At 38.0% G+C, this 25,433-nt stretch carries 21 protein-coding genes and 2 riboswitches; of the genes, 17 read left to right on the top strand and 4 right to left on the bottom strand.

The annotated features are described in order from the left end of the window. Positions 1-206 precede the first annotated feature (206 nt). Positions 207-295, top strand: a riboswitch (cyclic di-GMP riboswitch). Between the two features lie 281 nt (positions 296-576). The 10 genes from HNQ85_RS03145 (at position 577) to HNQ85_RS03190 (ending at position 13,160) form a co-directional block, all read left to right on the top strand. Next, entirely contained in the window at positions 577-1,098 is a 522-nt protein-coding gene (locus tag HNQ85_RS03145) for a DUF5317 domain-containing protein (protein ID WP_181536097.1), read from the top strand. An 89-nt stretch (positions 1,099-1,187) separates the two neighbouring features. After that, on the top strand, positions 1,188-3,182 hold the full coding sequence (locus tag HNQ85_RS03150; protein ID WP_181536099.1) for an HD domain-containing phosphohydrolase: 1,995 nt from the start codon (positions 1,188-1,190) through the stop codon (positions 3,180-3,182). A 480-nt stretch (positions 3,183-3,662) separates the two neighbouring features. Next, positions 3,663-4,523, top strand: coding sequence for a PP2C family protein-serine/threonine phosphatase (locus HNQ85_RS03155; RefSeq protein WP_181536500.1), 861 nt, complete (start codon positions 3,663-3,665; stop codon positions 4,521-4,523). Positions 4,524-4,808: 285 nt separating this feature from the next. Then, positions 4,809-5,135, top strand: coding sequence for an STAS domain-containing protein (locus HNQ85_RS03160; protein WP_181536101.1), 327 nt, complete (start codon positions 4,809-4,811; stop codon positions 5,133-5,135). Between the two features lie 379 nt (positions 5,136-5,514). Next, entirely contained in the window at positions 5,515-7,566 is a 2,052-nt protein-coding gene (locus HNQ85_RS03165) for a flagellar assembly protein A (RefSeq protein WP_181536103.1), read from the top strand. Positions 7,567-7,586: 20 nt separating this feature from the next. Beyond that, a complete protein-coding gene (locus tag HNQ85_RS03170) occupies positions 7,587-7,904 on the top strand; it encodes an STAS domain-containing protein (RefSeq protein ID WP_181536105.1) in 318 nt (105 codons plus the stop codon). A 42-nt stretch (positions 7,905-7,946) separates the two neighbouring features. Next, entirely contained in the window at positions 7,947-8,690 is a 744-nt protein-coding gene (locus HNQ85_RS03175; RefSeq protein WP_181536107.1) for a response regulator, read from the top strand. A 290-nt stretch (positions 8,691-8,980) separates the two neighbouring features. Then, positions 8,981-9,151: a hypothetical protein gene (locus HNQ85_RS03180; protein WP_181536110.1), complete on the top strand. Its 171-nt coding sequence runs from the start codon at positions 8,981-8,983 to the stop codon at positions 9,149-9,151. Between the two features lie 393 nt (positions 9,152-9,544). After that, entirely contained in the window at positions 9,545-11,479 is a 1,935-nt protein-coding gene (locus HNQ85_RS03185; RefSeq protein WP_181536112.1) for an ATP-dependent DNA helicase, read from the top strand. 163 nt (positions 11,480-11,642) lie between these two features. Continuing rightward, positions 11,643-13,160, top strand: coding sequence for a carboxypeptidase M32 (locus HNQ85_RS03190; RefSeq protein WP_181536114.1), 1,518 nt, complete (start codon positions 11,643-11,645; stop codon positions 13,158-13,160). A 119-nt stretch (positions 13,161-13,279) separates the two neighbouring features. Here HNQ85_RS03190 and HNQ85_RS03195 read toward each other — a convergent pair whose 3' ends face one another. From HNQ85_RS03195 to HNQ85_RS17495, 3 genes are read right to left on the bottom strand one after another with little or no spacing between them, the layout of a single operon-like run. Further along, positions 13,280-14,926, bottom strand: coding sequence for a b(o/a)3-type cytochrome-c oxidase subunit 1 (locus HNQ85_RS03195; protein WP_181536116.1), 1,647 nt, complete (start codon positions 14,924-14,926; stop codon positions 13,280-13,282). Next, positions 14,923-15,399, bottom strand: a complete 477-nt coding sequence (locus HNQ85_RS03200) for a cytochrome c oxidase subunit II (protein ID WP_181536118.1) — start codon at positions 15,397-15,399, stop codon at positions 14,923-14,925. The genes HNQ85_RS03195 and HNQ85_RS03200 overlap by 4 nt, the downstream gene beginning before the upstream one ends. Before the next feature lie 22 nt (positions 15,400-15,421). Beyond that, the gene (locus HNQ85_RS17495) at positions 15,422-15,577 is read right to left on the bottom strand and encodes a cytochrome c oxidase subunit 2A (RefSeq protein WP_246326761.1); all 156 of its coding nucleotides are present in this window, start codon (positions 15,575-15,577) and stop codon (positions 15,422-15,424) included. Between the two features lie 475 nt (positions 15,578-16,052). Continuing rightward, positions 16,053-16,154, top strand: a riboswitch (purine riboswitch). A 121-nt stretch (positions 16,155-16,275) separates the two neighbouring features. On the opposite strand from HNQ85_RS17495, the gene HNQ85_RS03205 reads away from it, so the two are divergent. Next, complete coding sequence (locus HNQ85_RS03205; protein WP_181536120.1) at positions 16,276-16,863, top strand: xanthine phosphoribosyltransferase; 588 nt, start codon at positions 16,276-16,278, stop codon at positions 16,861-16,863. A 5-nt stretch (positions 16,864-16,868) separates the two neighbouring features. Continuing rightward, positions 16,869-18,167: a nucleobase:cation symporter-2 family protein gene (locus tag HNQ85_RS03210; RefSeq protein ID WP_181536501.1), complete on the top strand. Its 1,299-nt coding sequence runs from the start codon at positions 16,869-16,871 to the stop codon at positions 18,165-18,167. Between the two features lie 77 nt (positions 18,168-18,244). Here the strand turns inward: HNQ85_RS03210 and HNQ85_RS03215 are convergent, their stop codons facing one another. After that, positions 18,245-18,700 carry a chemotaxis protein CheX gene (locus HNQ85_RS03215; protein ID WP_181536502.1) on the bottom strand — a complete coding sequence of 152 codons (456 nt, stop codon included), beginning with the start codon at positions 18,698-18,700 and terminating at the stop codon, positions 18,245-18,247. Between the two features lie 380 nt (positions 18,701-19,080). Here HNQ85_RS03215 and HNQ85_RS03220 point away from each other — a divergent pair, with 380 nt between their 5' ends. From HNQ85_RS03220 to HNQ85_RS03240, 5 genes are all read left to right on the top strand, one after another. Beyond that, entirely contained in the window at positions 19,081-20,163 is a 1,083-nt protein-coding gene (locus tag HNQ85_RS03220) for a type III polyketide synthase (RefSeq protein ID WP_181536122.1), read from the top strand. Next, positions 20,160-20,720, top strand: coding sequence for an isoprenylcysteine carboxyl methyltransferase family protein (locus tag HNQ85_RS03225; protein WP_343046475.1), 561 nt, complete (start codon positions 20,160-20,162; stop codon positions 20,718-20,720). Before HNQ85_RS03220 ends, HNQ85_RS03225 begins: the two co-directional genes overlap by 4 nt. Positions 20,721-20,814: 94 nt before the next feature. Next, on the top strand, positions 20,815-24,489 hold the full coding sequence (locus tag HNQ85_RS03230) for a dynamin family protein (protein ID WP_181536126.1): 3,675 nt from the start codon (positions 20,815-20,817) through the stop codon (positions 24,487-24,489). Beyond that, entirely contained in the window at positions 24,482-25,234 is a 753-nt protein-coding gene (locus tag HNQ85_RS03235) for a nucleotidyltransferase domain-containing protein (RefSeq protein WP_181536127.1), read from the top strand. Before HNQ85_RS03230 ends, HNQ85_RS03235 begins: the two co-directional genes overlap by 8 nt. Before the next feature lie 14 nt (positions 25,235-25,248). Beyond that, positions 25,249-25,425 (top strand): hypothetical protein, encoded by a 177-nt coding sequence (locus tag HNQ85_RS03240; protein ID WP_181536130.1) that lies wholly within the window; start codon positions 25,249-25,251, stop codon positions 25,423-25,425. Positions 25,426-25,433 lie beyond the last annotated feature (8 nt).

Consider the following 25,433-nt stretch of genomic DNA (forward strand, 5'->3'; position numbering starts at 1 on the left):
ATAGGAGCTGAAGAATTTCATTTTTTGTTGCAAAATCACAGTAGATAATACCAAAATATTACAATAAGTAGTACGAAAAATCTAGTTCGAAAAGTCTATATTGTTGCGTGATATGCTTATTTCTGCATGTGATAAGGGGAGAATATGGTTTGTTATGTATTCTGATTATTAGACAAGAATGGACTTATTGTATAATATAGTTGTAACCCCGATAAAGGCAAACTTCGAGAAATCGGAGGACGCAAAGCTATAGGGGCTACGGTAGAATATTCTACTATGCCAGCCAGTTACCGAAAGGAGGAGCGAAAATGAAATTGAAACTGCGTTACTTCATTACAATGGCGGCGATTGCTGCAATGGCAATGGCTACTATTGTACAAAAGCCATGGGGCTAAACCGTGGTTGACGCAAATAAGGGGGCTGTCTCATAATTAATGAGATAGCCCTTTTTCAAACGGATCAATAACAGATGAATGTTCGAACATAAAAACATTTCCTCTACACTGTTACTAAAGATAGCTCACTGAGATCTTAAATTGCACATTGTATTACCTTCATAATAAGGGACGTGGAACGATGATTTATTTTGTTTTGGTCGGCATTCTTATATCCCTGTTTCTTAAAAAAAATCCTCTGACCATTGTAGCGGTAGAATTAAAGGCACCTTTTGTGATGATCGGCTGTTTGCTTGTACAGATCGTGTTAGCTTATTTGGCGATAGTGAAACATTTATATTATCCGATCATTTTAGATATTACTTTTATCATTATGCTTGTTTGTTTGTTTTTAAACCGCCATTTGCCCGGTGTAAAATGGATTTTTGCCGGGGCGCTGTTAAATACGTTAGCGCTCATTTTGCATAACGGCTTTATGCCTGTTTCGGAAACAGCGATGAAAATAGCCAAGTTAGATGTAAGTTTTCAAGGTGACTCAAGACATCAATCGATGGAGGACTCCATCTTTTGGTGGCTAGGGGATTGGATTCCATTTTTTACACCGATTGGAACGAATTATGTGATTAGTTTAGGAGATGTTTTCGTTGGTATCGGTCTTATTCTCTTTATTGTGCGAAACTCGTTGAAAGGGCAAAGAGAATGAAAGAGAAAAATTGGTACACATTAACGCTTTTTATATTCGGGCTCCTATCAATTTTATACATGTTTTTTTATATAAATATTGATAGTTGGATGGAAGTTTTAATTATTATCTTATTTATATTTTTCTTGGATTTTTTTCCGATTAAACTTCCAAGCGGAGACGAATACAATATCGGGTTTTTAGGATTTCAATATCTATTATTTGAAGGCGATTGGAAAACATGTATATTAGCGTTTTGCGTTAGTATATTGGCTTATAATTTGAGGATAAAAAGTTTTTTACTTCGGCAAATTAATTGGTTTCGCTATTTTGCTTCAGTTGGGATGTACTCTATTTGTGGATTTGCGACATCAGTTATTATTGATATTACAAAAGAAATGCCTTTATTTGTGCGTATCTTTTTCGCTATTAGTACGTTTGAGTTAACTAATCAATTGATTTTATCAGGAATTTTCCGGACTGTCATGAGTGTTCCGTTTTTTCATAATTTTAAAGCAAAGTTGCAGGAATTTATTGTTCCTATTCTCGTGGGGATGGTCGTTTTACCAAAGCTATTAATGACCAATAGCGTACAGCAATTAGTGATCGAAGTGTTGTATGCATCTTTCTTTTTAGTGATTATTATCTTTTTCTCGAAAAAATATATTGAGCAAACTTTTCTTCGCCAAGATATGTCACGCAAAATTGTTCGCCTTTTAGAAAATCGCATCGCTCCACGCATTACAGGACATGGGATGCGCGCGGGAGCCATTTGCGAATCGCTACTTGAAACGTTTGAATATCCTAAACACCGACGGCTTGATTTAGTTCAAATGGCGATTATGCATGACATCGGCAAATCGTTTTTGCCTTCCTATGTATTTGAAAAACGTGGAGCTTTGACGCTTTCGGAAGAACGAGAATATAAAAGCCACTGTGAAAAAGGTGCTGAAATTATAAAAACGATTTATCCGAAAGGTCCTTTTGCTGATTGGGTTTTATACCATCATGAGCGTTGGGATGGAAAGGGGTTTCCTCAGGGATTAAAAGGAACGGACATTCCGCTCGAATCAAGGATTTTGGCGATTTGCAATCAGCTCGATCATCTGATGATGAGCCATCAGGACGATGTGACAGTATATCGGTTGCTGCAAGAGCTGGCTGGCACTGTTTTGGACCCGGGATTAGTTCAAAAGATTGGCTTAAGCTTGATTTCAGAAATTCGTGCTACAGTAGGATTTGAGGAGGCTGCGTCGGAAGAAGAAGAGCGCATAACACGAGATATGAGTCCAAATATGGAAGGAAAACAGTATGTCGGGCAATCGGCATTATTGCGCTATACAGATCGTCTCATTAATGATACGAATTTGCAATTGCCGGAAGAAAAAATTTCACAGCTAGCGAGATTTGCCAAGGAAAGTGGACAAAAATTCCATGAATTTATCGAACTTCCGGACAAAACGTATGAAGTTTATTTTTCTTCATACGGTGAGGAAGTTTTTATATTCGTCCATGACCTTACGCCGATGCTTGAGTTCAAAAAGAAAACGATGCTGCGAATTTTAAAGTCGTATCAAGATGTTATTCGGACCCTGTCTAACAATAAAATTCATCTTTGCATGCAAGAACAAGAACTTTTCGATCATCTCGGCGATTATATTGATTCAATGCGGATTCATAATGTAAATGATGTTCCGCGCAGCCGTGCGTTTGTTTCGCGGTATATATCCAATTATCCTATCACAAGATCAAAAATGGAAGTATTATTGGCGGTGAGTGAAGCAACTACCAATTTAGTAAAACATGCAACAGAAGGAGAAATTTCTTTATTTTTCAAAAATAATGTGTTCCAAGTGTTGATTACAGATAAAGGCTCAGGTATTCCGCTACATGAACTTCCGAAAACGATTTTAGTTTCCGGCTATAGTAGCAAACGCTCTTTAGGGAAAGGATTCTCGTTAATGAGTACGCTTTCGGAGAGGGTTGCTGTATATACTTCATCCGAAGGAACAAAAATTCTTTTAGAATTTGCTTGTCAATCGAATATACATAGAGATCCTAAGGAAGAAAACAACAGTAATGTCATTCATACGTTAACCTCCTAAATTTGGGCAATTCCTCTATATGTATTCAGTGCCAAACGATTGAGAATTGCCCATTATTGTTTAACGATTTAATTATGGTTTGTATGCAGCGTGTCTAAGGTTGAATAAATGAATAGAGACCGGCAGTTGGTTACGATCATATCGTTTAAGTTTAAGTGGTAAGAATCGAGGATTTTATACATTTGTTGGTTGAAGTAAAAAAGAACATTCACCAATCACTCTATACGTCGAAGGAGTGTTAGAAATTTCGACAACGTCTATATTTAATGCTTATCTTGAAAATTTGGAGAATATGGATGTATTCATTATTGGCTTTTCTCGCTTAAAATTTATTGATTCAACAGGTATTATGAATGCTGTTTATCTTTCACAATAGAAAAATTTTAAGCTTCAACTTCAAGGAATGGATGAACCGACTAATCATATTTTTCCGACAGTAGGATGATATGAATGAAAAACAGTTCAGGGAGAGGTTACTTAATGAGCTTCATTAAAGACTTATTGTTTTTCCCTTCAAAAATCTCTGACGAAAAACAAATCATCGATAAAACATTAGAGCGTGAAATCCATTTAGCTAGAAATATTCAGATGAAATTACTAAACGGAAAGATTCCTAAATTTGAAGGTGGAGAAGTTTTAGGTCTCTCCCTTCCTGCGCGGCTAATTGGCGGAGATTATTATGATTTTTATTTATTAGGCAATGGAAAGATTCGTGTTGTAATAGGGGATGTCATGGGGAAAGGGATTCCCGCAGCTATGCTGATGATTTTAACTAGAGGGGCTTTTCGAAGCGCATCCGAGAGCACGGATAGTCCAGGGCAAACTCTAACAGCTATGAATCAAGCATTATACGAAGATTTACGAACATTGAAATCTTTTGTCACGCTCTTTTGTGCTGACTGGGACCCGCAGACAGGCATACTTACATATGCGAACGCAGGACATAACTTACCGTTATTTATCGATGGAAAAGAAAGAATTGTAAAAGAGCTCCCAAAAGTATCAGGGATTATGATCGGAGGGCTTCCAAATCAAGTTTATAAAGAAGGGGCTATTCATCTAAAAAACGAGGATATTGTTTTCTTTTACACTGATGGAATTTTGGAAGCTCAAAATAAAGATGGCGATCAATATAAAATGGAACGGCTTGTTCATGCTTTGTTAAGTAACATTGATAAGGAAATAAAAGAAATTGGGCAATGTGTGGTAGATTCGGTGAATGAGTTTACAGAAGGGGTACCACAAAAAGATGATATAACAATGGTTTTATTAAAGGTGAGTAATCGTAAAGCCAAAATATCTAGTTTCAATTCCTCAATTACAAATTCCAAAGAAAGATAGACGAATAGCTGTCAAAACTTTCGCAGTAAACAAATTGAAAAGGGTTATCTTAATTTTTCAGCAGTTATAACGTTAAAACGAGCAAACTAATTAAAAAATTGATTTTTTGTGTAAGTATGCCTTTCGGATGTCGAAAAATGTAGAATGTTATTTAAAACGCTTCGTATTTGTTGAATAAATAAACAAGGCTTATCGTTTAGAAAAAGATCATCGTATCGTGATGATAAATGGAAGAAAATAAAAATTCATTTATATCCGAATAAGTTGCTGAAAGGAAGGATTCTTATGGCACTGTCAATTCAAAAGGAATCCTCAAACGGAACGACCGTTTTAAAGATTCATGGAATATTAGATATATCGACAGCATTTATACTGGAGCAGTTCATTCAAGAGCTGGAGAATGTTCGAGAACTGATTATCGATTTTTCTAACCTTGAATTCATCGATTCTACCGGAGTCGGAGTAATTATAGAATTTATTTATTTGTCGCAAGAAAAAAATTTTACCATTCGATTTCAGGGAATCGATGAACAAACATATGAAATATTTGAAACAATCGGTTTGTTTAAAGTGTTAGAGGCATTTCAAGATGGTCACTCAAATGTGTCCTAATAAATCATTATTTTGTAATGATTTCTCTTCGTTGTTGAATGACAAATGGTTTTAGAGAGAATTGTTTAGTAAGTAAAATTCAAACAAAACGATTAAATGCCAAAATCACGAATGAGGCAAAGGAAACGTACAACTCGAATCAAATGATGGGAATACCTTGGTATGGTCGAGGTGAATTTAAATTTGGTAAATAATTCAAGAGAGGGCGGCTCACTTTTGTTTTATCGCAACATGGTGATAAAGATGTAGATGGCATTCAAAATTTGACTGTTCATTCTATTTATTGAATTTGTAGAAGATGGACATTAAATCGTCATGTTTCAAGTAATTGATGAACAAATCGTGAATGCATCTACTTTTTTATGAAGGGGTAGGTAAAATGGGTCAATCCGTTATTGCAAAAGGACGTACAATTCACGACGCTATTCATATTGGTCTTGATATACTCGGGGCAACACGCGAACAAGTAGAAATTGAAATCATTCAACAAGAAGCGAAGGGAATTTTGCGCATCGGCTCAAAACCGGCTATCGTAAAACTGACAAAAATCGAGCAGACAGAAAAAACAGCACCGGATATAGAGGATATGATCGAAAGCATAGATATAAATGAAGATTCAAAAATAAATAATCCTACTAAAGAGGAACGTAAAGAAATGATATCGAATGATGATTTAGAAGGGAAAGTGTGGGTTCATAACGGGAAAATATTTTGCAAGACGTCACCTTTATATTATCCGACGATTACAGTCGGACGCGGAGTAAAACTTTATAAAAATAATGAACTAGTGAACGGTACTACTGTAGTGACAGAAAATGATGAGTTTGAAATCAAGACAGATGAAGAGGTGATTGAGACGAAGTGGAATATAATGATAGATGAGAATAAGTTAAATGCGATTTTATACATCGAACCAGGGATACGAAAAACGTATACAATTCAAGATATTGCTCCTAATCCGCATATTGAATTAAATGGAGAAGAACATGTTGACGTTATAAACAATCTCGATTATGAACAAGTATTACAAGAGCTTAATCGATTAAATATTGTTTACGGAATTAATCACGAAGCAATTATGGAAGCGATGAATGTGACGAAAGAAGAAAAGTTTGTCATTGCTAGCGGTATTAGTCCAGTGCAAGGGAAAGATGGTTGTATTGAATTATTGATTGAGATTCATTCGGAAAACAAAAAGCCAATGATTCGTACGGACGGTACGGTCGATTTTCGAGAACTGCAAAATATACCTATAGTCCATCAAGGACAAGTCATTGCTGTTGTTCATCCTCCTGTACAAGGTACGCCTGGTATCACTGTGACAAATGAAACCATTCTGCCGAAGCCAACTCAGCCTATTTTAGTTCAGCTCGGACAAGGTGTTGCATTTGTCGAAAATGGAACCAAGATTGTGGCGACAGAAACGGGACGGCCATATTTTGAACAAAATGGACTTCTTGTGAAAGTATCCATTGTACCCAAATTTGTTCACAGTGGAGATGTAGATATTACTACTGGAAATATTCGTTTTAAAGGCGATGTCGAAATATTGGGAAGCGTTGAAGACAGCATGAGCGTACAAGCAGACGGAAATGTTTCGGTTTTAAAAAATGTAAATAAAGCAAATGTGACTGCAAAACAGTCCATTTATATTGGACAAAACGCTATTGGCAGCACGATTATTTCTGGGAATAATCATATTTTTGTTTCCGAAGCAGCTCATTTACTGACTCAAATTCAGGTGCAAATGGAAAAATTTATTCTTTCCATTAAGCAAGTCATGAATGCACCAGCGTTTAAATTAACCGATTTTCATAAAAAAGGGTTGCTTCCTTTATTCAAGTTGTTATTAGATTATAAATTTTGCTCGCTGCTGACAACAATAAAACAATATATAGAAGTGTGCAAACGTGGAAGCAATCTTCTCGATGGGAAATGGTCTAAATTAGGCGAGAATTTGCACAGCTGTTTCTTATCTTCGGTTCCAAACGAATGGCATTCGCTAGAGCGGCTTCATCAGCTACTCAATGATATAAAAGAACTGCTAGATGAATATTCGCTATCAAATGAGCAATATTGTTCCGTTGAATTAATGTATGCTTTAAATAGCGTCATTTATTGTTCAGGAGATGTTACAATATACGGTAAAGGATGTCATCATTCAAAAATACACGCCGGCGGAGTTTTAAAAGTGAATGGAATTGTCCGGGGCGGGGAACTATATGCCCGGTTAGGAGCAATTATAAAAGAAGCCGGTTCGGAAGGTGGGGCACCGACACACATTAGCGTTCCAGCTGATCAAAAAATAAAAATGGAACTTGTTAGAGAAGGAACAATCATCCAAATCGGAAAAATAAGACATATATTCCAAAAAGAAGAAAGGTTGATTGAAGCGTTTTTAGATGAACAAGACCGAATCATATTTCGTTAAAAAGGGAGAGAATTGGGAATATGTTTTCATATGAACTAATTGAAGATAATGAAAAAGCAGTCATTTATTTTAAGGGTGATTTAGACATTGAAGTAACAGAAATCATTGAGGAACAAGTCATTCCCCTTTTAAAATTTTACAAAAATGTTGATATTGATATGTCTGAAGTGCTCTTTGTTGATTCGACAGGGATTGGCTTATTAATCAATTTAGTTGACACGTTAAGGAATACGGAAAACGATATAAAAGTAACCATTTCCAACATTCATCCTCAAGTACAAGAAGTGTTTGAAATCATCCAGCTAAAAGAAATATTAGGTGAGGAGGTTTTGCGTTAAGTACGTGACAATCATGCAAAATCGAAAGGGGGACAGTAAAAAGTGGAAACTTTAACAGTATTAGTAGCTGATGATGATGCAGTTTCACGGTCCCTCTTGCGTCATTTTATTCATTTATTGCCACAGTATAAAGTGGTTGGTGAAGCGACAAGCGGCGAAGAGCTCATCCAGTTGGTAATGAGGGAAAAGCCAGATATCGTTTTAGTCGATATTCATATGCCTGATTTAAATGGGCTTGAGGCTGTGAAATCGTGTAAGGAAATACTCCCCATGTTGCAAGTTATTTTTACAACGGGTTACGATGAATTTGCTGTAGAGGCATTTAATATATCTGCTGTTGATTACATCGTTAAGCCGATTGAAAGAACCCGCTTATTTAGTGCTTTGGAAAAAGCAAGAACATTTATTCGTTTATTAAGGGAATCGAAATATTCTTCCGAAACGAGTAAGAATAAAAAGCTTGGCATAAAGTTACAAAACACATTTCTTTTTCTTTCAATGACAGATATATTGTTTATTGAGAAAGAAGGACGTAAAACTGTTATTCATACTCGCGATGAAAGATATGAGACAAATGAATCGTTGCAAACACTTAGTACAAAATTAGACGATTATTTTTATAAAACACACCGTTCATTTCTTGTAAATTTAAAGAAGGTTGTAAAAATCAAAAGTGTTGGAGAGACGTTTTTAGCTTATTTTGCGAACAGCAATAAAGTAGCTCATATTTCTAAATTGAAAATTAACGAAGTTCAAGAGAAAATTCTTAAATATCACGATGGATGATAGTTAGCAGATTTTTCTGCCACAGTCAGCTTTCTCTTAGCATGATTTATCCTGATCTCCCATCTAGATTCTCTGAAACGGGACATAGATGGGAAAATTTTTTATTCGGGAATAATGACGGCTGATACGTTAATTTATGATATTTAGCTTTTCAATTTGTCTTTATACCTTTATGCTTCTTATCAGTGATTTTTGGCCATTATCAATGAAATTTTAGGAATGATTTTTTGTATTTCACATACAATACAAATATTGTAAAAAATATTACTTTTGTGGAGAGGTGATTAATCATGAAACAATCGTCCATTGAGTTAATCAAAATTTCACAAGCGCTCGACTCTACTTATACTCTCTTACAACAATATGATGTTGCGACAGAAGGAATCAAACAAATCGAAGTAGCCAAAGATGCATGGAAACAGGCATTTACATATGTATTGTCAAATACGTTAAAGGGATGATTAAGCGCTATGTTTGTTTATTTGAAAAAATAGCAGAACGACTTTGGAAATACATCATTTTCTTAGTTTTCTTCCTTTTTCCTTCTTCTTTTTCTGTTTTTTGTAGATGAGAATGGATGGACTTGGCTACCCATTGCATAGATGCTTAGTGGAATGATAGGATCGTTGAGAGTGGTTTGTACAATCGTGTCATTGGGACAACTAAAAAAGAGAGGAAGCAGCGGCCTTTTCCCAATATTGAATGATGGAAAAGGCCGTTCAATTATAATGGAAGGGAAAGCGGCATTTGTTTAGAAAATCATGCAAGTGTATGGATGTTATTATTGACTTATTAGGAAATATCGATGATAATAATAGTTTGTTATTCTTAATTTTTTGGAGGTTTTTGCGACAATGAGCCATGAGCGGTATCCATTTTCTTTAGGGAAAAACGAGAATTTTTTTGACAAGTTAAATGAATGGATTGGCGATGTGTTTTATGATATTTTACCTGAAGCCGGATTTGAGTTGCGTGACGAGCAAGTGTACATGGCGTTTCAGCTGGAACGAGCATTTAGAGAAAAGAAAGTCATTTTTGCTGAAGCGGGGGTAGGAACAGGAAAAACGATTGTTTACTTGCTTTATGCGATTTGTTATGCGCGTTATACAGGAAAACCAGCTATTATTGCCTGTGCGGATGAAACGCTGATTGAGCAGCTGGTGAAAAAAGAAGGGGACATTGCTAAGTTGTCCGATGTGTTACATATGCAGATTGATGTTCGTTTAGCCAAATCCCCTGATCAATATTTATGTCTACGCAAACTAGATAACGCTTTGCTGGAAGATGATGATGTAGAACTTTATGAGCAAATATTTGACGAGCTCCCTACCTTTGTGCATGATACGCAACCATTACAAAGTTTTTACCATTATGGCGATCGCAAAGAGTATCCGCACTTAAACGATGAGCAATGGAGTAAAATTGCGTGGGATCCTTTCGAAGACTGCTTTACGTGTGAAAAACGCCATCGTTGCGGACAAACGTTATCGCGTGAGCATTACCGCAAAGCGGCCGATTTAATTATTTGTTCTCATGATTTTTACATGGAGCATGTGTGGACATATGAAGCACGGAAGCGGGAAGGACAGCTTCCTCTTTTGCCGGAAGCGAGCTGTGTTGTCTTTGACGAAGGACATTTATTAGAGTTTGCCGCACAAAAAGCGCTCACGTATCGAATGAAAGAAGCAACGCTTGAAAAATTGCTGAGCCGTTTATTAGAAAATGATATTCGTGAAGAGTTTGCATACTTAATTGAAGAAACGCTAGAAATAAGCGCACGCTTTTTTGATGAGTTAACAAGATGCGGGCGCGAAATCGTTGGTTCCAACCGACAAGAAATCCATTATACCGATGAATTAATTCGCCTGGCAAAACAATTACATAGCAGCATTGTGCAAATCGGTAACGAACTTGTCTTTGAAAGCGAAACATATACCATTGACCATTATGTATTAAATATTGTTGATGAATATTTAGATCAAATTGAGCACTCCCTCACTCTCTTTGTTCATAACCGAGAAGCGATTACATGGCTTGAATCAACAGAGGAAGAAAACACGCTTGTGATTATGCCGCGCACGGTTCAAGAAGTGCTGCGCGAAAGAGTGTTTTCCAAACGCATACCGTTTATTTTCTCCTCTGCTACATTATCGAATCAAAAATCGTTTGAATATATGGCAGAAAGTCTTGGTATTGATGAATATTTATCATTTAGTGTCGACTCTCCTTTTGATTACGACGAACAAATGACCATCTATATGCCGGTTTTTAAAAACGATGAAAATCTATTTGCGAATAAATATGAATACGCTCTGGCGAAACTTAGAGAAACAAACGGTCGTGCTCTTATATTGTTTCCTTCTAAACAGGAACTAAAACAATTCAAAAAAGCAGTGAACGAAGAGCGGCAGTTTACGTTTTTATTTGAAGGAGATATGGAAATTAGTGAACTTGTGAAAAAGTTTCAACATGAAGAAGAGACGATTTTATGCGCAGAACATCTCTGGGAAGGATTAGATGTTCCGGGACCATCTTTATCGAACGTCATTATTTGGTCACTTCCATATCCGCCAAATGATCCGGTGTTTCAAGCGAAGCGGAAATCAAGCGATAATCCGTTTTGGCAAGTGGACGTACCATATATGATTTTACGCCTTCGTCAAGGAGTAGGTCGCCTTGTGCGCAGCCATCAGGACAAAGGTATTGTTTCTATTTTTGTGACAAGCGATGAAGACGCCAAAGTCATTGAAACGATTAAAAACGTATTGCCGACGGATATAAGAGGCTGATCCTAAAGAGAAGTGTCAGACCCCACAACACTATAGGACATATACAATGTCAGTGGTGGGTGAGGTCAGACACTTATGGTTCAGCCTTTTTTATATTAAAAAAGGATTTTTTTTCATTTTATCGAATGATATTTTATGAGTGAGAATAGGGGGGGAGAACAGCATGATGGATCGTATAAAAAAAATAGAAGAACAATTTTTAAACTATGTAAAAAAGATGATGAGCTATAATGAAGCGATTAGTTTAATGTATTGGGATTTGCGCACCGGTGCTCCGAAAAGAGGTGTCGAGCAGCGTTCTGAAGTGATCGGTGTGCTTTCGCAAGAAGTTTTTAAAATGTCAATATCAGAGGAAATGGCGGCGTATATCGCCAAGCTATCGTCAAAAGACGTGCAGAAGCAGCTTTCGGACATCACACGTTACACCTTAAGCGAATGTATAAAAGAATATGATCGAAATAAAAAAATTCCTGCTGAAGAATATAAAGAATATGTTGTGCTGCAATCGAAAGCTGAATCGGTATGGGAAGAAGCGAAAAAAAATGCCGATTTTTCCATGTTTCGGCCTTATTTAGAAAAATTAGTACAGTTCAATAAAAAATTTATCAACTATTGGGGATATGAAGGCCATCCGTATAATACGCTTTTAGATTTATACGAGCCTGGCATGACGGTTGAAGTATTAGACGATGTCTTTAGCCGCCTGCGTGAGCGTATTGTCCCGCTTGTTAAAGCCATTGTACAATCAACCAATAAGCCGAGAACATCGTTTTTATTTGAAAAATTTCCAAAGGAGAAGCAACGAGAATTAAGTTTAGTCTTGTTAAAAGAACTTGGTTATGACTTTCAGGCAGGACGTTTAGACGAAACGGTTCATCCGTTTGCGATCGGCTTAAATCCAGGCGATGTTCGGATTACAACGAAATATGATGAAAATGATTTCCGCACAGCTTTGTTCGGAACGATTCATGAGTGTGGACATGCCTTGTATGAACAAAACATATCGAAAGAGTTTGTTGGCACCCCTTTATGTTCGGGGGCATCGATGGGGATTCATGAGTCGCAATCACTTTTTTATGAGAACTTTATTGGGAGACATTATGCGTATTGGAAACGAAATTACCGTTTATTGAAAGAATATGCCCCAGAACAGTTTCATACTGTTTCGCTAGACGAATTTTATCGTGCGATTAATGAAGCGAAACCTTCACTCATTCGCATTGAAGCAGATGAATTAACCTATCCGTTACATATTATGGTCCGTTATGAAATTGAAAAAGGATTGTTTAACGGAACGATTGAAGTGAAAGACTTGCCAGATATTTGGAACGATAAGTATGAAGAATATCTCGGTATTCGTCCTGACAATGATGCTGTTGGTGTGTTACAAGATGTGCATTGGGCAGGGGGAAGTTTTGGTTATTTTCCTTCGTATGCGCTCGGTTACATGTACGCTGCTCAATTGAAACATGCCATGCTCAAAGACATCCCACACTTCAATGAATTGTTAGAAAAAGGTAATCTTCTACCAATTCGTGAGTGGTTAACAGAGAAAGTACATCGCTTTGGAAAAACGAAAAAGCCGCTTGAGATTTTACAAGAAGCGACAGGAGAAGGATTAAATGCTGATTATTTAATTTCTTATCTAGAAGAAAAATACAAAGCGATTTATCAATTGTAATGTAAAAAGGAGCTGACCCAAAAGCAAGTGTCAGACCCCACAACCAAACAATGGATAAAAACACGATATAGATTGTGTGTGAGGTTAGACACTTATGGGTCAGCCCTGTTTCGTTTAGCTTACCATAATTTATAACCTTTCGAGCCTGGAGGGGCGTTTTGAATCATATCAATGAATGGTATCGTATAAGCAATTAAAATGAGTGCTACGGTAATACCGATCCATAGCTTCCAATTTTCGAAGACAAGTGGCGTACGTTCAGCTGTTTCAGCCACTTCACCAACCGGGAATTCTGTTTCTCCTTTTGGCGCAAAGAAGGCTAAGTTAGTAACAATCACGAGTACTAAAATAATACCGATGAAAAGGATTGTCCCGCCAATCGCTTGAGCGATTTGGTATGGAATCCACTCCAATGCCTGCGGCGAGTTGCCGTATGTTGAGAAGGCGGAGCGGCGAGGTGCACCAAGCAATCCGGCAAAATGCATCGAACCTGACATAAAGCACATGCCGATTGCCCAAACAACAGTTTGTACAATCGCTAAACGGTTCATCGTTTTGGTCATGACCCGTCCTGTTAAGTGCGGAATGAGCCAATAAGCTGCTCCGAAGAACGTTAAGACGACCGTTGTCGCAAGTGTTAAGTGGAAGTGTCCTGTTACCCAGATGGTATTATGAACGACTTGGTTTAATTGATGTGAAGCATTCACAAGTCCGCCTGCACCGGCAGGGATAAAGAACAACATTCCGACAAATGGTGCAAAGAAACGAGCATCTCCCCAAGGAAGTTTACGCAACCATCCGAAAAGTCCGGTAGCCCCTTTTGAACGCCCATACATTTCAAAAGTTGCAAACATCGAGAAAGCAGTCATTAGAGACGGAATGACGACCATAAACGTTAAGATAACTTGTACATATTTCCAAAATGGATCAATTCCCGGCTCCAATAATTGATGGTGAAATCCGACCGGAATAGAGAAAAATAAGAATAAAATGAACGATAAACGAGCTAATGCATCAGAGAAAATTTTCCCACCGATTATTTTTGGAATCACAACATACCATACCATATAAGCTGGTAATAACCAGAAATAAACAAGTGGGTGACCGAAATACCAGAACAATGTCCGGCTTACTAATACGTTAATTCGATCAATAAGGCCTAAAGACCATGGTAATAATTGAATAAGAACAGTTGCAGCCACTCCTAATGTACATACTAGCCATAAAATCATATTAGCAACGGACATAAATGTAAGAAGCGGACTTGTTTTGCCGGGATTTGCTTTTTTCCATTTCGCATAATGCGCAAACATCGTAAAACCACTAATCCAACTTCCGACAACAACTAGCGTTAAACCGAGGTAAAAACCTGGATGTGCTTGCAGTGGCGCATAGAATGTAAAAAGAACGGACGCTTCACCAATTAAAATGAAAAAGGCGGTCATCGCTGTACCAATTGTCATCATCCAAAAGCCAACCCAGCCCCAAGTACGCACTTGATTGGAAAACGTTCCTGCTGTCCGGCTCATCGCTGCGAATTGAAAACCGATGATAAAAAATGTGGTTAAAACAAGTCCAAGTAGTACACCATGAGTAGTTAATATGGTATAATAGCTAATGTTTGCTGGTAGAGTAAATTTTCCTGAGCGAACTAACACTTGCAATAATCCGGCGAATCCACCGAGTGCTAATGCGATAAATGCAACATATATATGCGCCATTGCAAGTTTTGCATCGCGGCGGTCGACTTTCATTGTTTCATTCATTGTTTATTTACCACCTTTACTTTTGCCGTCATCATATGGTGACCGGCACCGCAATATTCATTACATACGATTGTATACTGGCCAGTTTTGTTAAATGTTTTTGTAAATGAGTTCACATATCCCGGTTCAACCATCATATTCACGTTTGTTCCTGCCATCTCAAAACCGTGGATTACATCTTTTGTTGTCACATTGATGGTCACTTTTGCTCCTTTTGGAATTTCAATTTGATTAGGCGTATAAGCAAATGCAGAAGCAACAATGTTTAATTGATATTCATTATCTCCGGTTTTCACTAAACCAGGTTTGTTAAACGGAGGAGTTTCGTCTACTTTTTCAGGATCAATTGTTGTTAAACAGCTTGGCGGCTGATTTCCTTGTGCAAATGCACTCACACCGATAATCGTTAAAAACACGAATAATGAACCGATTCCGAAAAATAGCCAAATCTTCTCATATTTGTGTATGTGCATATCGTCTTTTTTCTCCTTTCTTTCATAGACGATCTAAGAATAGAAAATAGATGCTAATCCATGTGAACATAAGGAAAAAGCCTAGTAAAAAAACGGATGCAAGTGTTCCTTTTAAAGAAGGGCTTTCCTTTGTCATTTTTACTTTTGGTTTTGTGTTTTGAAGCTGTGGTATCGCCATCCTCCCATTCACTCCTTTCTGTTGATCCCCCAGAAATCAATCTCTACACCTCCATCATACAAAACAATTGGTAAAATGCTAGGTGATTTTCAAGGTTTCACAAATTGTTCATTGATTACTTTACCACTGTGACAAGCGTAAGAAATTGATATGACAGCGATTTTTGTCATATATCACATCATTTAAGTGTGAAGATATTGTGAACATGATAAATGGATCAAGTTATGAATTCCAATATTTATTGATTGGAGTAGGTGAAATGAGTGTCGTGCGGTATTGCGCAGCAATGGAAAAATGAAAATAGGTTTGAGTCTAATCAGGATCAATAGATGAGAACCGTGGTTATAATCGTGCTAGTATATTAAAAAGAGAATATGTTAACAACACGAACATTAGATGAACGAATATAAATTTTGTTCGTGTTTTTAAAATTTTATCTTTCCAAACAGCCAAAATCATGCTATACTGCAAATAAATTCATAAATACTGGCTCACTCATATAATTGCGGGAATACGGCTCGCGAGTCTCTACCGATCGACCGTAAATCGATCGACTATGAGTGGCAATGTCGATATTGTATGGCATGATGATGCGGGATTCGTATGCCTTTTTTCAAGCTTAAAAGACATTGCCTGACTCATGTCGATGAGTGAGGCAGTGTTTTTTAAGCTTTTTTATTTTGATAAGGAGGTATGGCATGAGAGAATTAAAAGAAAAAATCATGTCAGAAGGAATTGTTCTCTCTGAACATGTATTGAAAGTTGATTCATTTCTGAATCACCAAATGGATCCCGTATTAATGAAAAAGATTGGTGAAGCATTTGCAGAAAAATTTCGCGATAAGAAGATTACAAAAGTTATAACCATTGAATCATCCGGGATCGGTCCAGCTTTAATGACGGCCTATGAATTAGGGGTTCCTTTAATTTTTGCACGCAAACGTAAATCGTTAACGCTAAATAGCGATTTATATATTTCTAAAGTGTATTCATTTACAAAACAAGAGGAAAGTGAGATTACGATTTCGAGAAAATTTATCGACTGTTCAGATTCGGTCTTAATCATTGATGATTTTCTTGCGAATGGTCAGGCAGCGTTAGGACTAATCGATATGATCCAACAAGCAAAAGCACAAGTGGTCGGGATTGGAATTGTTATTGAAAAGGCGTTTCAAGACGGAGGAAGAATATTGCGCGAACGCGGAATTAAAGTGGAATCTTTAGCACAAATTGCTTCGTTAAGCGACGGGAAAGTACGATTTGTGGAGGAGGCTTTAGCAAAGTGAAACCGATGAAATTATTTTCATTAGGATTACAGCACGTTTTAGCGATGTATGCCGGAGCGATTATCGTTCCGCTTATTGTAGGAGGTGCGCTTGGTTTAAGCGTTGAGCAGCTCACTTATTTAGTTTCCATCGACTTATTTATGTGCGGAATCGCTACGCTGCTCCAGGTTTGGAAAAACCGTTTCTTTGGTATTGGGTTTCCAGTTGTACTCGGTTGTACGTTCACAGCGGTGGGACCGATTATTGCAATTGGAAATCAATATGGAGTTTCAGCCGTATACGGTGCAATCATCGCGGCAGGTTTATTTGTTGTGTTGTTTGCAAAATATTTTGGACAGCTAGTTAAGTTCTTTCCGCCGATTGTTACAGGTTCAGTTGTCACAGTAATCGGAATTACGCTAATCCCAGTTGCAATGAATAATATGGCTGGCGGACAAGGAGCAAAAGATTTTGGTGATTTGAGTAATATTGCCCTGTCATTTGGCGTTTTATTATTTATCATTTGTTTATATCGTTTCTTTACCGGCTTTATACGTTCCATTGCTATTTTAATCGGTATGATTGTAGGCACAATTGTTGCTGCTTTTATGGGGAAAGTCGATTTTAGTGCTGTTAGTGAAGCGTCTTGGTTCCACATGCCGGATCTTTTCTACTTTGGCGTGCCAAGCTTTAATTTGACAGCCATTTTAACAATGATTTTAGTAGCGGTAGTCAGCATCGTAGAATCAACCGGAGTGTATTTTGCATTAAGTGATATTTGCGAGCGGGAATTGACGGAAAAAGATTTAGCGAATGGATACCGGGCAGAAGGTTTAGCCATTTTGCTTGGTGGATTGTTCAATGCGTTTCCGTACACAACATATTCGCAAAACGTAGGTCTTGTCCAACTATCAGGTGTAAAAACACGTAATGTTATTTATACGGTCGGTATTATGTTAGTAGCGCTTGGGTTGATTCCGAAAGTAGCAGCAGTAACAACGATTATCCCCGCTCCGGTGTTAGGTGGAGCAATGGTAGCGATGTTCGGCATGGTTGTTGCCTATGGAATTAAGATGTTGAGCAAAGTGGAATTTGCCTCTCAAGAAAACTTGCTAATTATTGCTTGCTCAGTCGGCATGGGTCTTGGAGTAACGGTAGTACCTGATCTGTTTTCGCAGATGCCTTCAAGCGTTCGCATTTTAACGGATAATGGAATCGTAGCAGGAAGCATGACTGCGGTTGTTCTTAATATCATTTTCAATGTATTACCAAGTAAAAAAGGAATGAAAACTGTATCTCAATTGAGTGAACAAAAAGTTTCATAAACGATATAATAAAAAACGTCATTTTCTTTTTCGAAACTTACGAAAAGGAAAGTGACGTTTTTGCATATAAAAACGAACTAAAGATCAATCGTTAAAATAATTTGAATTTCTCCTATCCCCTCAATGAAGATAGGAATCTGAAACGCTTTATCCAATCCGCACCGTTTTGTTTGCCCGACTAAAACGGTCGGTGATGTAATATCTATCGAGATGCCTTTTTTTGATAGATTAGTCGCGAGATTTCCGGCGATCATATTACCCAATTCTCCGGTAAATGATTGGAGTATTTCTCCTTCAAGCGCCATTCCGAACATCATTTCACCTATATAGCTAAAAGAAGATACATCACCTTCGATAACAAGCCGCCCACATACATCGCCTGTCATACCAATTAACACACTAATGGGTGATTGAGTAAGTGGAGCGGTAAAAAGAGAAGGTTGATCAATGGTAAACTGAAGCGGAATCACTCCTTTTGCTGCTTCAATGGTTCCGTTTAAAATGGTGGTTACCTTTTCTCCTACTAAAGACATCATCATCCATCTCCCTTGTCCACTATGCACACCTACTTATCATAACAAATAATTGATACAGTTTTACATAGAAATTCATAAATTTACAAAATTTTTATATCCCACCAATAAATATGCTATGTGTACTTGTTAAAAAAACATATAATAAAAATTGCACAACAACACCTCCTTTCAAAACGTCAACGGGGCTGACCGATAAGTGTCTGATTTCACATTCAATCCATCTTTAAAGTGTTCTTATTCAGTGTTATATACGAACATATTTTTATTGTGGGGGCTGACACTTTGCATTTGGTCAGCCTTTTTTATGATTAAAATTTGTATAATCATTACATTTATGGAGAAATTAACGTTATAAAAAGCGTCTAGAGGTGTTTCCAATGCCAACCATTGTATCGGTAGGGACAGCGAAATTGCCGTATCAGCTGAATCAAGACACCGTTAAGGAGTATACGAAACAGTTATTTGGCAAAGCCTTTCGCGATATTGATCGCTTGATGAATATTTTCGATAATGGACAAATTGAATCCCGCTATTTTGTAAAAAATCTAGACTGGTATAAAGAAAAACATCGCTTTTCGGAAAAAAACAATACGTATATTGAGAGCGCCTTACAATATGGTTGTGAAGCAATTAAAAATTGTCTACAAAATCCACATTTTTTACAGTCGCCCATTGATTATGAAGAAATTGAGGCGATTTTTTATATATCGACAACCGGGATTGCAACGCCGAGCATTGAGGCGAGACTGATAAACAAACTTCCGTTTTCCTTGCATATAAAACGAATTCCCATTTGGGGCTTAGGCTGTGCAGGAGGAGCGGCGGGATTGGCGCGTGCGTATGAGTATTGTCTTGCGTTTCCAAAGGCGAAAGTACTCGTACTTGCCGTTGAATTTTGTAGTTTAACTTTTCAGCCCAATGACAGCTCCAAAAGTAATTTAATTGGAACATCATTGTTTGCTGATGGGGTCGCTTGTATATGTGTAGCGGGAGATGAAGCGGACGATAAGCAACTCAAGCCGCACATTTTAGCTTCGCAGTCGACGTTCATGCGTCATGCAGAAGATGTGATGGGATGGGATATTTGTGATGATGGTTTTTTTGTGATTTTTTCAAAAGATATTCCTTCCCTCATTAGTTCATGGCTGAAACCGAATGTCGAACAATTTTTGCGTTCGCATAGTCTAACGATGGCTGACATCGACTATTTTATTGCCCATCCCGGCGGCAAAAAAGTATTAGAAGCTTATCAAAAAGCACTTGGAATCGATGAAAAGAAGACAGCTGTATCATTTCAAATTCTCAAGCAATTTGGAAATATGTCATCTGTCACCGTCTATTTTGTGCTTGAACAATTTATGAAGCAACCAGTCAAAGAAGGAGAACACGGTTTGCTACTTGCGCTCGGTCCGGGGTTCAGCTCTGAATTAGTGTTATTGCGATGGGGGGGAAAGCAGTGATTTTTTATGCATTCTTTTTGTTTATCATTGCTGAACGATTAAGTGAACTGTTGATTGCAAAAAAAAATGAACGTTGGCTCAAGGAAAAGGGAGCGAAGGAGTTTGGCCAAGGCCATTATAAATATATCGTGCTTGTTCATGTCTTATTTCTACTATCGTTTTGGCTAGAAGCAATGCTGCAGGGCGCTAAGCTATCGCCGCTTTGGCCCATCATTTTAAGCGGATTTTTCATCACGCAGCTGCTGCGTGTATGGACAATTTTATCGCTTGGTCGTTTTTGGAATACGAAAATACTTGTACTTCCGAAGGCGAAAGTAGTAGCAAAGGGACCATACCGTTGGCTGCGTCATCCGAACTATACGGTCGTCGCTTTTGAATTTGTTCTCATTCCTTTGTTGTTTCAAGCATATTGGACAGCTATCATTTTTAGCCTGCTAAATATCATCGTCTTATCGATTCGTATTTCCGTTGAAGAGCAGGCGCTATGCACAATGACAAATTACAACAGTGAGTTTCATAAACGAAATCGCTTTTTCCCTCTCCGTCCCATCAAATAAACTGATGGGATTTGTTGTTTTTTTGTTGGGAAAATTGCGTAAATACAGTAAAATGGGTGTATACGATGTTAAAGGGAACAAGGGGTTATGTTTTATGATTGATACAAAAGAAACACTATCATTGCAACAATGGCTGAGGAAATTACTTTATATTTACGATGAAATGACAAAAAAAGGGGATTGTGTGAACGCGGAAAAAGTCAAACAGTTAATGAAAAAAGTGAATAATGAAGAGTTTGTTATTGCTTTTTGTGGGCATTTTTCTGCGGGAAAGTCGAGCATGATTAACGAACTGATTGGTGAACCGATTTTGCCATCAAGTCCAATTCCGACAAGCGCTAATTTGGTAAAAGTAAAGTCAGGAAGAGAATGCGCTCGTGTGTATTACAAAAACGAACCGGCCATTGAATATTCAGCACCGTACAATTATGATGAAATAAAATCATTCTGCAAAGACGGAGATGCGATTGAATCGATTGAAATTAGCCATCGTACTGACAGGCTGCCGCACGGTATTGTTATCATGGATACGCCGGGAATCGATTCGACAGATGATGCGCATCGGTTAGCTACTGAATCCGCTCTTCATTTATCTGATGTCGTCTTTTACACGATGGATTACAATCATGTCCAATCAGAGCTGAACTTTCAATTCACAAAAGAACTCACCGACCATGGAAAATCGGTGTATCTCATTGTCAACCAAATTGACAAACATCGAGAAGAAGAATTATCGTTTACCGATTTCAAACAGTCGGTTGTTCAAGCGTTTCGGGATTGGAACGTCAAGGTAGAAGAAATTTTCTTTACGTCATTAAAGCAACCGGATCTGCCGTATAATGAATTCAACCGCTTATTCAACTTTTTGCAAACACTTTTTCATGAAAAAGATGAGCGGTTTGTCTCAGGAATCAAAACAGCACTGAAGCAATTGCTGCGTGACCATCTGTTCTTTTTACAAGAAAAGGACGCTTATGAGGAAGAACAATTAAAGGCACGGCTTCATGATGAAATCAAACTTGAGGATTTGTCCGAACGAATAAACCATATTGAACAAGAAATCAAAGCAGTCGAAAAACAAGGCGAGAAGATCGAACGACAATTTACGGCTGAATTAAATAACGTATTAGAGCACGCCTATATAATGCCGTTTGAAACAAGAGAGCTCGCCCGGGAGTTTCTTGAATCATTACAGCCGGATTTTAAAGTAGGATTATTTTTTACAAAAGCAAAAACGGCAGCGGAACGGGAAAAAAGACTTCTTTCGTTTTATGAAGATGTGAAAGAAAAGGTTCGCACGAATATGGAGTGGCATGTTCGTGAGCTGCTTATTCGTTTTTTGAAAGAACATAATATGGAAGAACATGAGTTACTACAACAATTCCAGCAATTAACTGTGCCGTTTACCGAGGAGATGCTGGCACGTATTGTTAAAAAAGGAGCAGGGGTAACAGGCGACTATATTTTGACATATACGAACGATGTTGCAAACGAGTTTAAACGTCTCTATCGAAATCAGGCGATGCGCCTATTTGAACAGTTTATCATGAAATGGCGGGAAAGAGCGGAAGCTGAAATCAAAGCATTGCAGAGCCGCTTGAACCAGGAACAGGAACAATTGAGAGTACAGGCCCGTTTAGAAGAATTGAGCCAACTTCGCAAAGAAGCGTATGAAAAACTGATTGAAGTGATGGAAGGAGATGTCCCTCTTCAGGAACATACAGAAGAGCGGATTGCCGGACTTGTTGCCGAGACATTTGTCATCAGAGCAAGCAAACAGCAGGAAAACACGGCAAACGTGAAAAAAACAGAAGAGCGCCAAATGAATGAACATGAAGAGGAAAGCGGAAAAACAGCTGTCAAAATTGAAACGGAAAAAGCGATTGCGGATTTATATCACACGGTCGATTTAATTAAAGACGTGAAAGGAATGAAGAGGTTCATTACCGAGTTAAATGAAAAAGCGCAACGATTAAAAAACCGCTCGTTTACCGTTGCCTTGTTCGGAGCGTTCAGCGCAGGAAAATCATCGTTTGCTAATGCGCTGATCGGTGAAAAAGTTCTGCCTGTTTCACCGAATCCGACAACGGCAACGATTAATAAAATTGTCCCGCCTACTGTGGACAATCCACATGGTACGGTCATTGTGCAATTGAAGACGAGGGAACAAATTTTAAAAGATTTGCAAACATCGTTACGTTATTTCAATCTCAAACCAGAAACGCTAGACGAAGCATTTGAATTGAGTAAAAAGGCATTACAAATTGTATCTGTCGATGCGAGAGAAAAACCTCACTATTCATTTATTAAGGCGGTCGTGCATGGATATGATGCACTTCAAAACCGCCTTGGAGAAATGCTTCGTGTTGATTTAGAGGCCTTTGACGAATATGTTGCTGATGAAACGAAGGCATGTTTTGTTGAATGGATAGAGCTATACTACGCCTGCCCGCTTACGGAACAAGGAATTACGCTTGTGGACACGCCGGGGGCTGACTCTGTTAATGCGCGCCATACCGGAGTTGCCTTTGAATATATTAAAAATGCCGATGCTGTGCTATTTGTCACATATTATAATCACGCATTTTCAAAAGCAGATCGCGAATTTCTCATTCAACTAGGCCGCGTCAAAGATACGTTTAGCATGGATAAAATGTTCTTTATTGTGAATGCGTCTGATCTTGCTCATTCACATGATGAATTAAACAATGTTCTTGCGTATGTCGAAGAGCAGCTTGTTCGATTCGGAATTCGTAATCCGCGCCTGTATCCACTTTCAAGCCGCTTTGCATTAGAAGAAAAAACAGGCAAAAGAAGTGAGGCAAGTTATGGAATTTTAAGCGAATCTGGAATTCGCCGTTTTGAGGCTGATTTCCATCATTTTATTATCGATGAATTGACGGCTCTTGCCATTACTAGTGCATATACAGAAATCAAGCGAGTCCGCAAGATCATTGCTGAATATATTGCCGAAGCACAGTTAGATATAAATGCGAAACAGGAAAAATTGCAAAAGATTATGCAAGAGCAAGAAGAAATAAAGAAATTGTTTAACGTGGGTGCAACGGAAACAGATTTTAACGCACTTGAGCAGGAAACATCCGAATTAGTTTACTATATAAAACAACGAATTTTTCTCCGTTTCGGCGATTGGTTTAAAGAAGCGTTTAATCCGGCTGTACTGCGTGAAGACGTTCGAGATATAAAAAAAGCGCTCGAGTCATGTCTTCAAGAATTATTAAGTTCAATCGGCTTTGATTTAGCTCAAGAAATGCGTGCGACAAGCTTGCGAGTGGAGAATTTTATCTCACGCCAATTGCAAGAACAATTTGCAAGGCTGCAATTGAAAGCCGCTTCGATTCATAGCGGAATCGCATTTTCTGACTTGGAAAATTATGAGTTTGAATCGCTAGAGTTTGAAATAGGTCTGCAAAATATGAATCTTTCCCGTTTCAAAAAAGCGTTAGCGCACTATAAAAACGCGAAGTCGTTTTTTGAACTTGATCAAAAGCGGTTTATGAGAGAAGAATTAGAAAAGCAGCTACAAGAACCGGTTTCCGAATATTTGCGTGAAAACGAGCGGCGTCTTTTACATGATTATCGCGAGCAATATGAAAAAGCTATAAAAATGCTTCATTATTATCTCGAGCAGCAAAGTACAGAGTATTTTGCCGGGCTAATTTCTGCATTAACGGAACCAGTAAATATCGACCATTTACAAATGATTGAGTCAAGATTAAATGATATATTAGGGGATGTAGATGCGTAAACGGATCATTAAGTATTTAAACTCGATTGAAAAAGAAGAAAATATTCGTATTCTGTATGCTTGTGAGGCGGGAAGCCGCGCCTACGGAACGGAAACAGCTGAAAGTGACTACGATGTACGCTTCATTTATATGAGACCGCTGCGCGCTTATATGTCAATTGTTCAAAGCGAACGAACGATTAGTCGGAAGTCGCCATTTTCTGTGGAATATCACGGCTGGGACATTTTTAAAGCTTTCGAGTTGTGTCGGAAATCCAACCCGGCTTTATATGAATGGTTTTGTTCGCCGTGCATTTATTTGAAAGATGAGTTTTTTTATATAAATATGAAACAAATCATTTATTCGGGCTATTCGTTGCAAGTGCTATTCCGCCACTATCAATCGTTAGCACAAAAAAATATAAAAGAGTTAAAGCGCAAGGAAACGGGAAGTAAAGTGTACGTGAAAACATTTTTGCAAGCATTGAGAGGGGTTATGGCGATGCGCTGGATTGCTAAACGCCAATCCCTTCCTCCTCTTTCCGTAAAGCAGCTAGCAGATGGAGACCAATATATAGAAGAAATGATTAACGTATTAGTAAAAGCTAAAACGATGGATGTATATTCCAAGCATATACCGAAAGAATCATTCTTCAATGAGATGCTTAATTCGTTGCTGGATTATTTTCAGAAACATACCAGCGAGCCAGAGGGAGTAGATGTGCAAGAATTAAACGAGCTTCTTTGGACGCTTCTAAAAATTTAGCAGGGAGAGGTGCTATGGAAAATCGTTTTCATGCTTGTGCCACTTGCATTCATTATGGGGTCATCAAGACCGTAACAGGACAGCAATTTCGCTGCACACGTTTGGGCTATGAGACAAAGCCTTTTTATAAATTTAATTGCTGGGTCCCGAAAGAACAAGTAAAAAAGCTGATGGAGAAAGAGAGATTATGAAAGGAGTA

This window comes from [Anoxybacillus] calidus (assembly GCF_013760845.1).
Lineage (GTDB): Bacteria > Bacillota > Bacilli > Bacillales > Anoxybacillaceae > Paranoxybacillus > Paranoxybacillus calidus.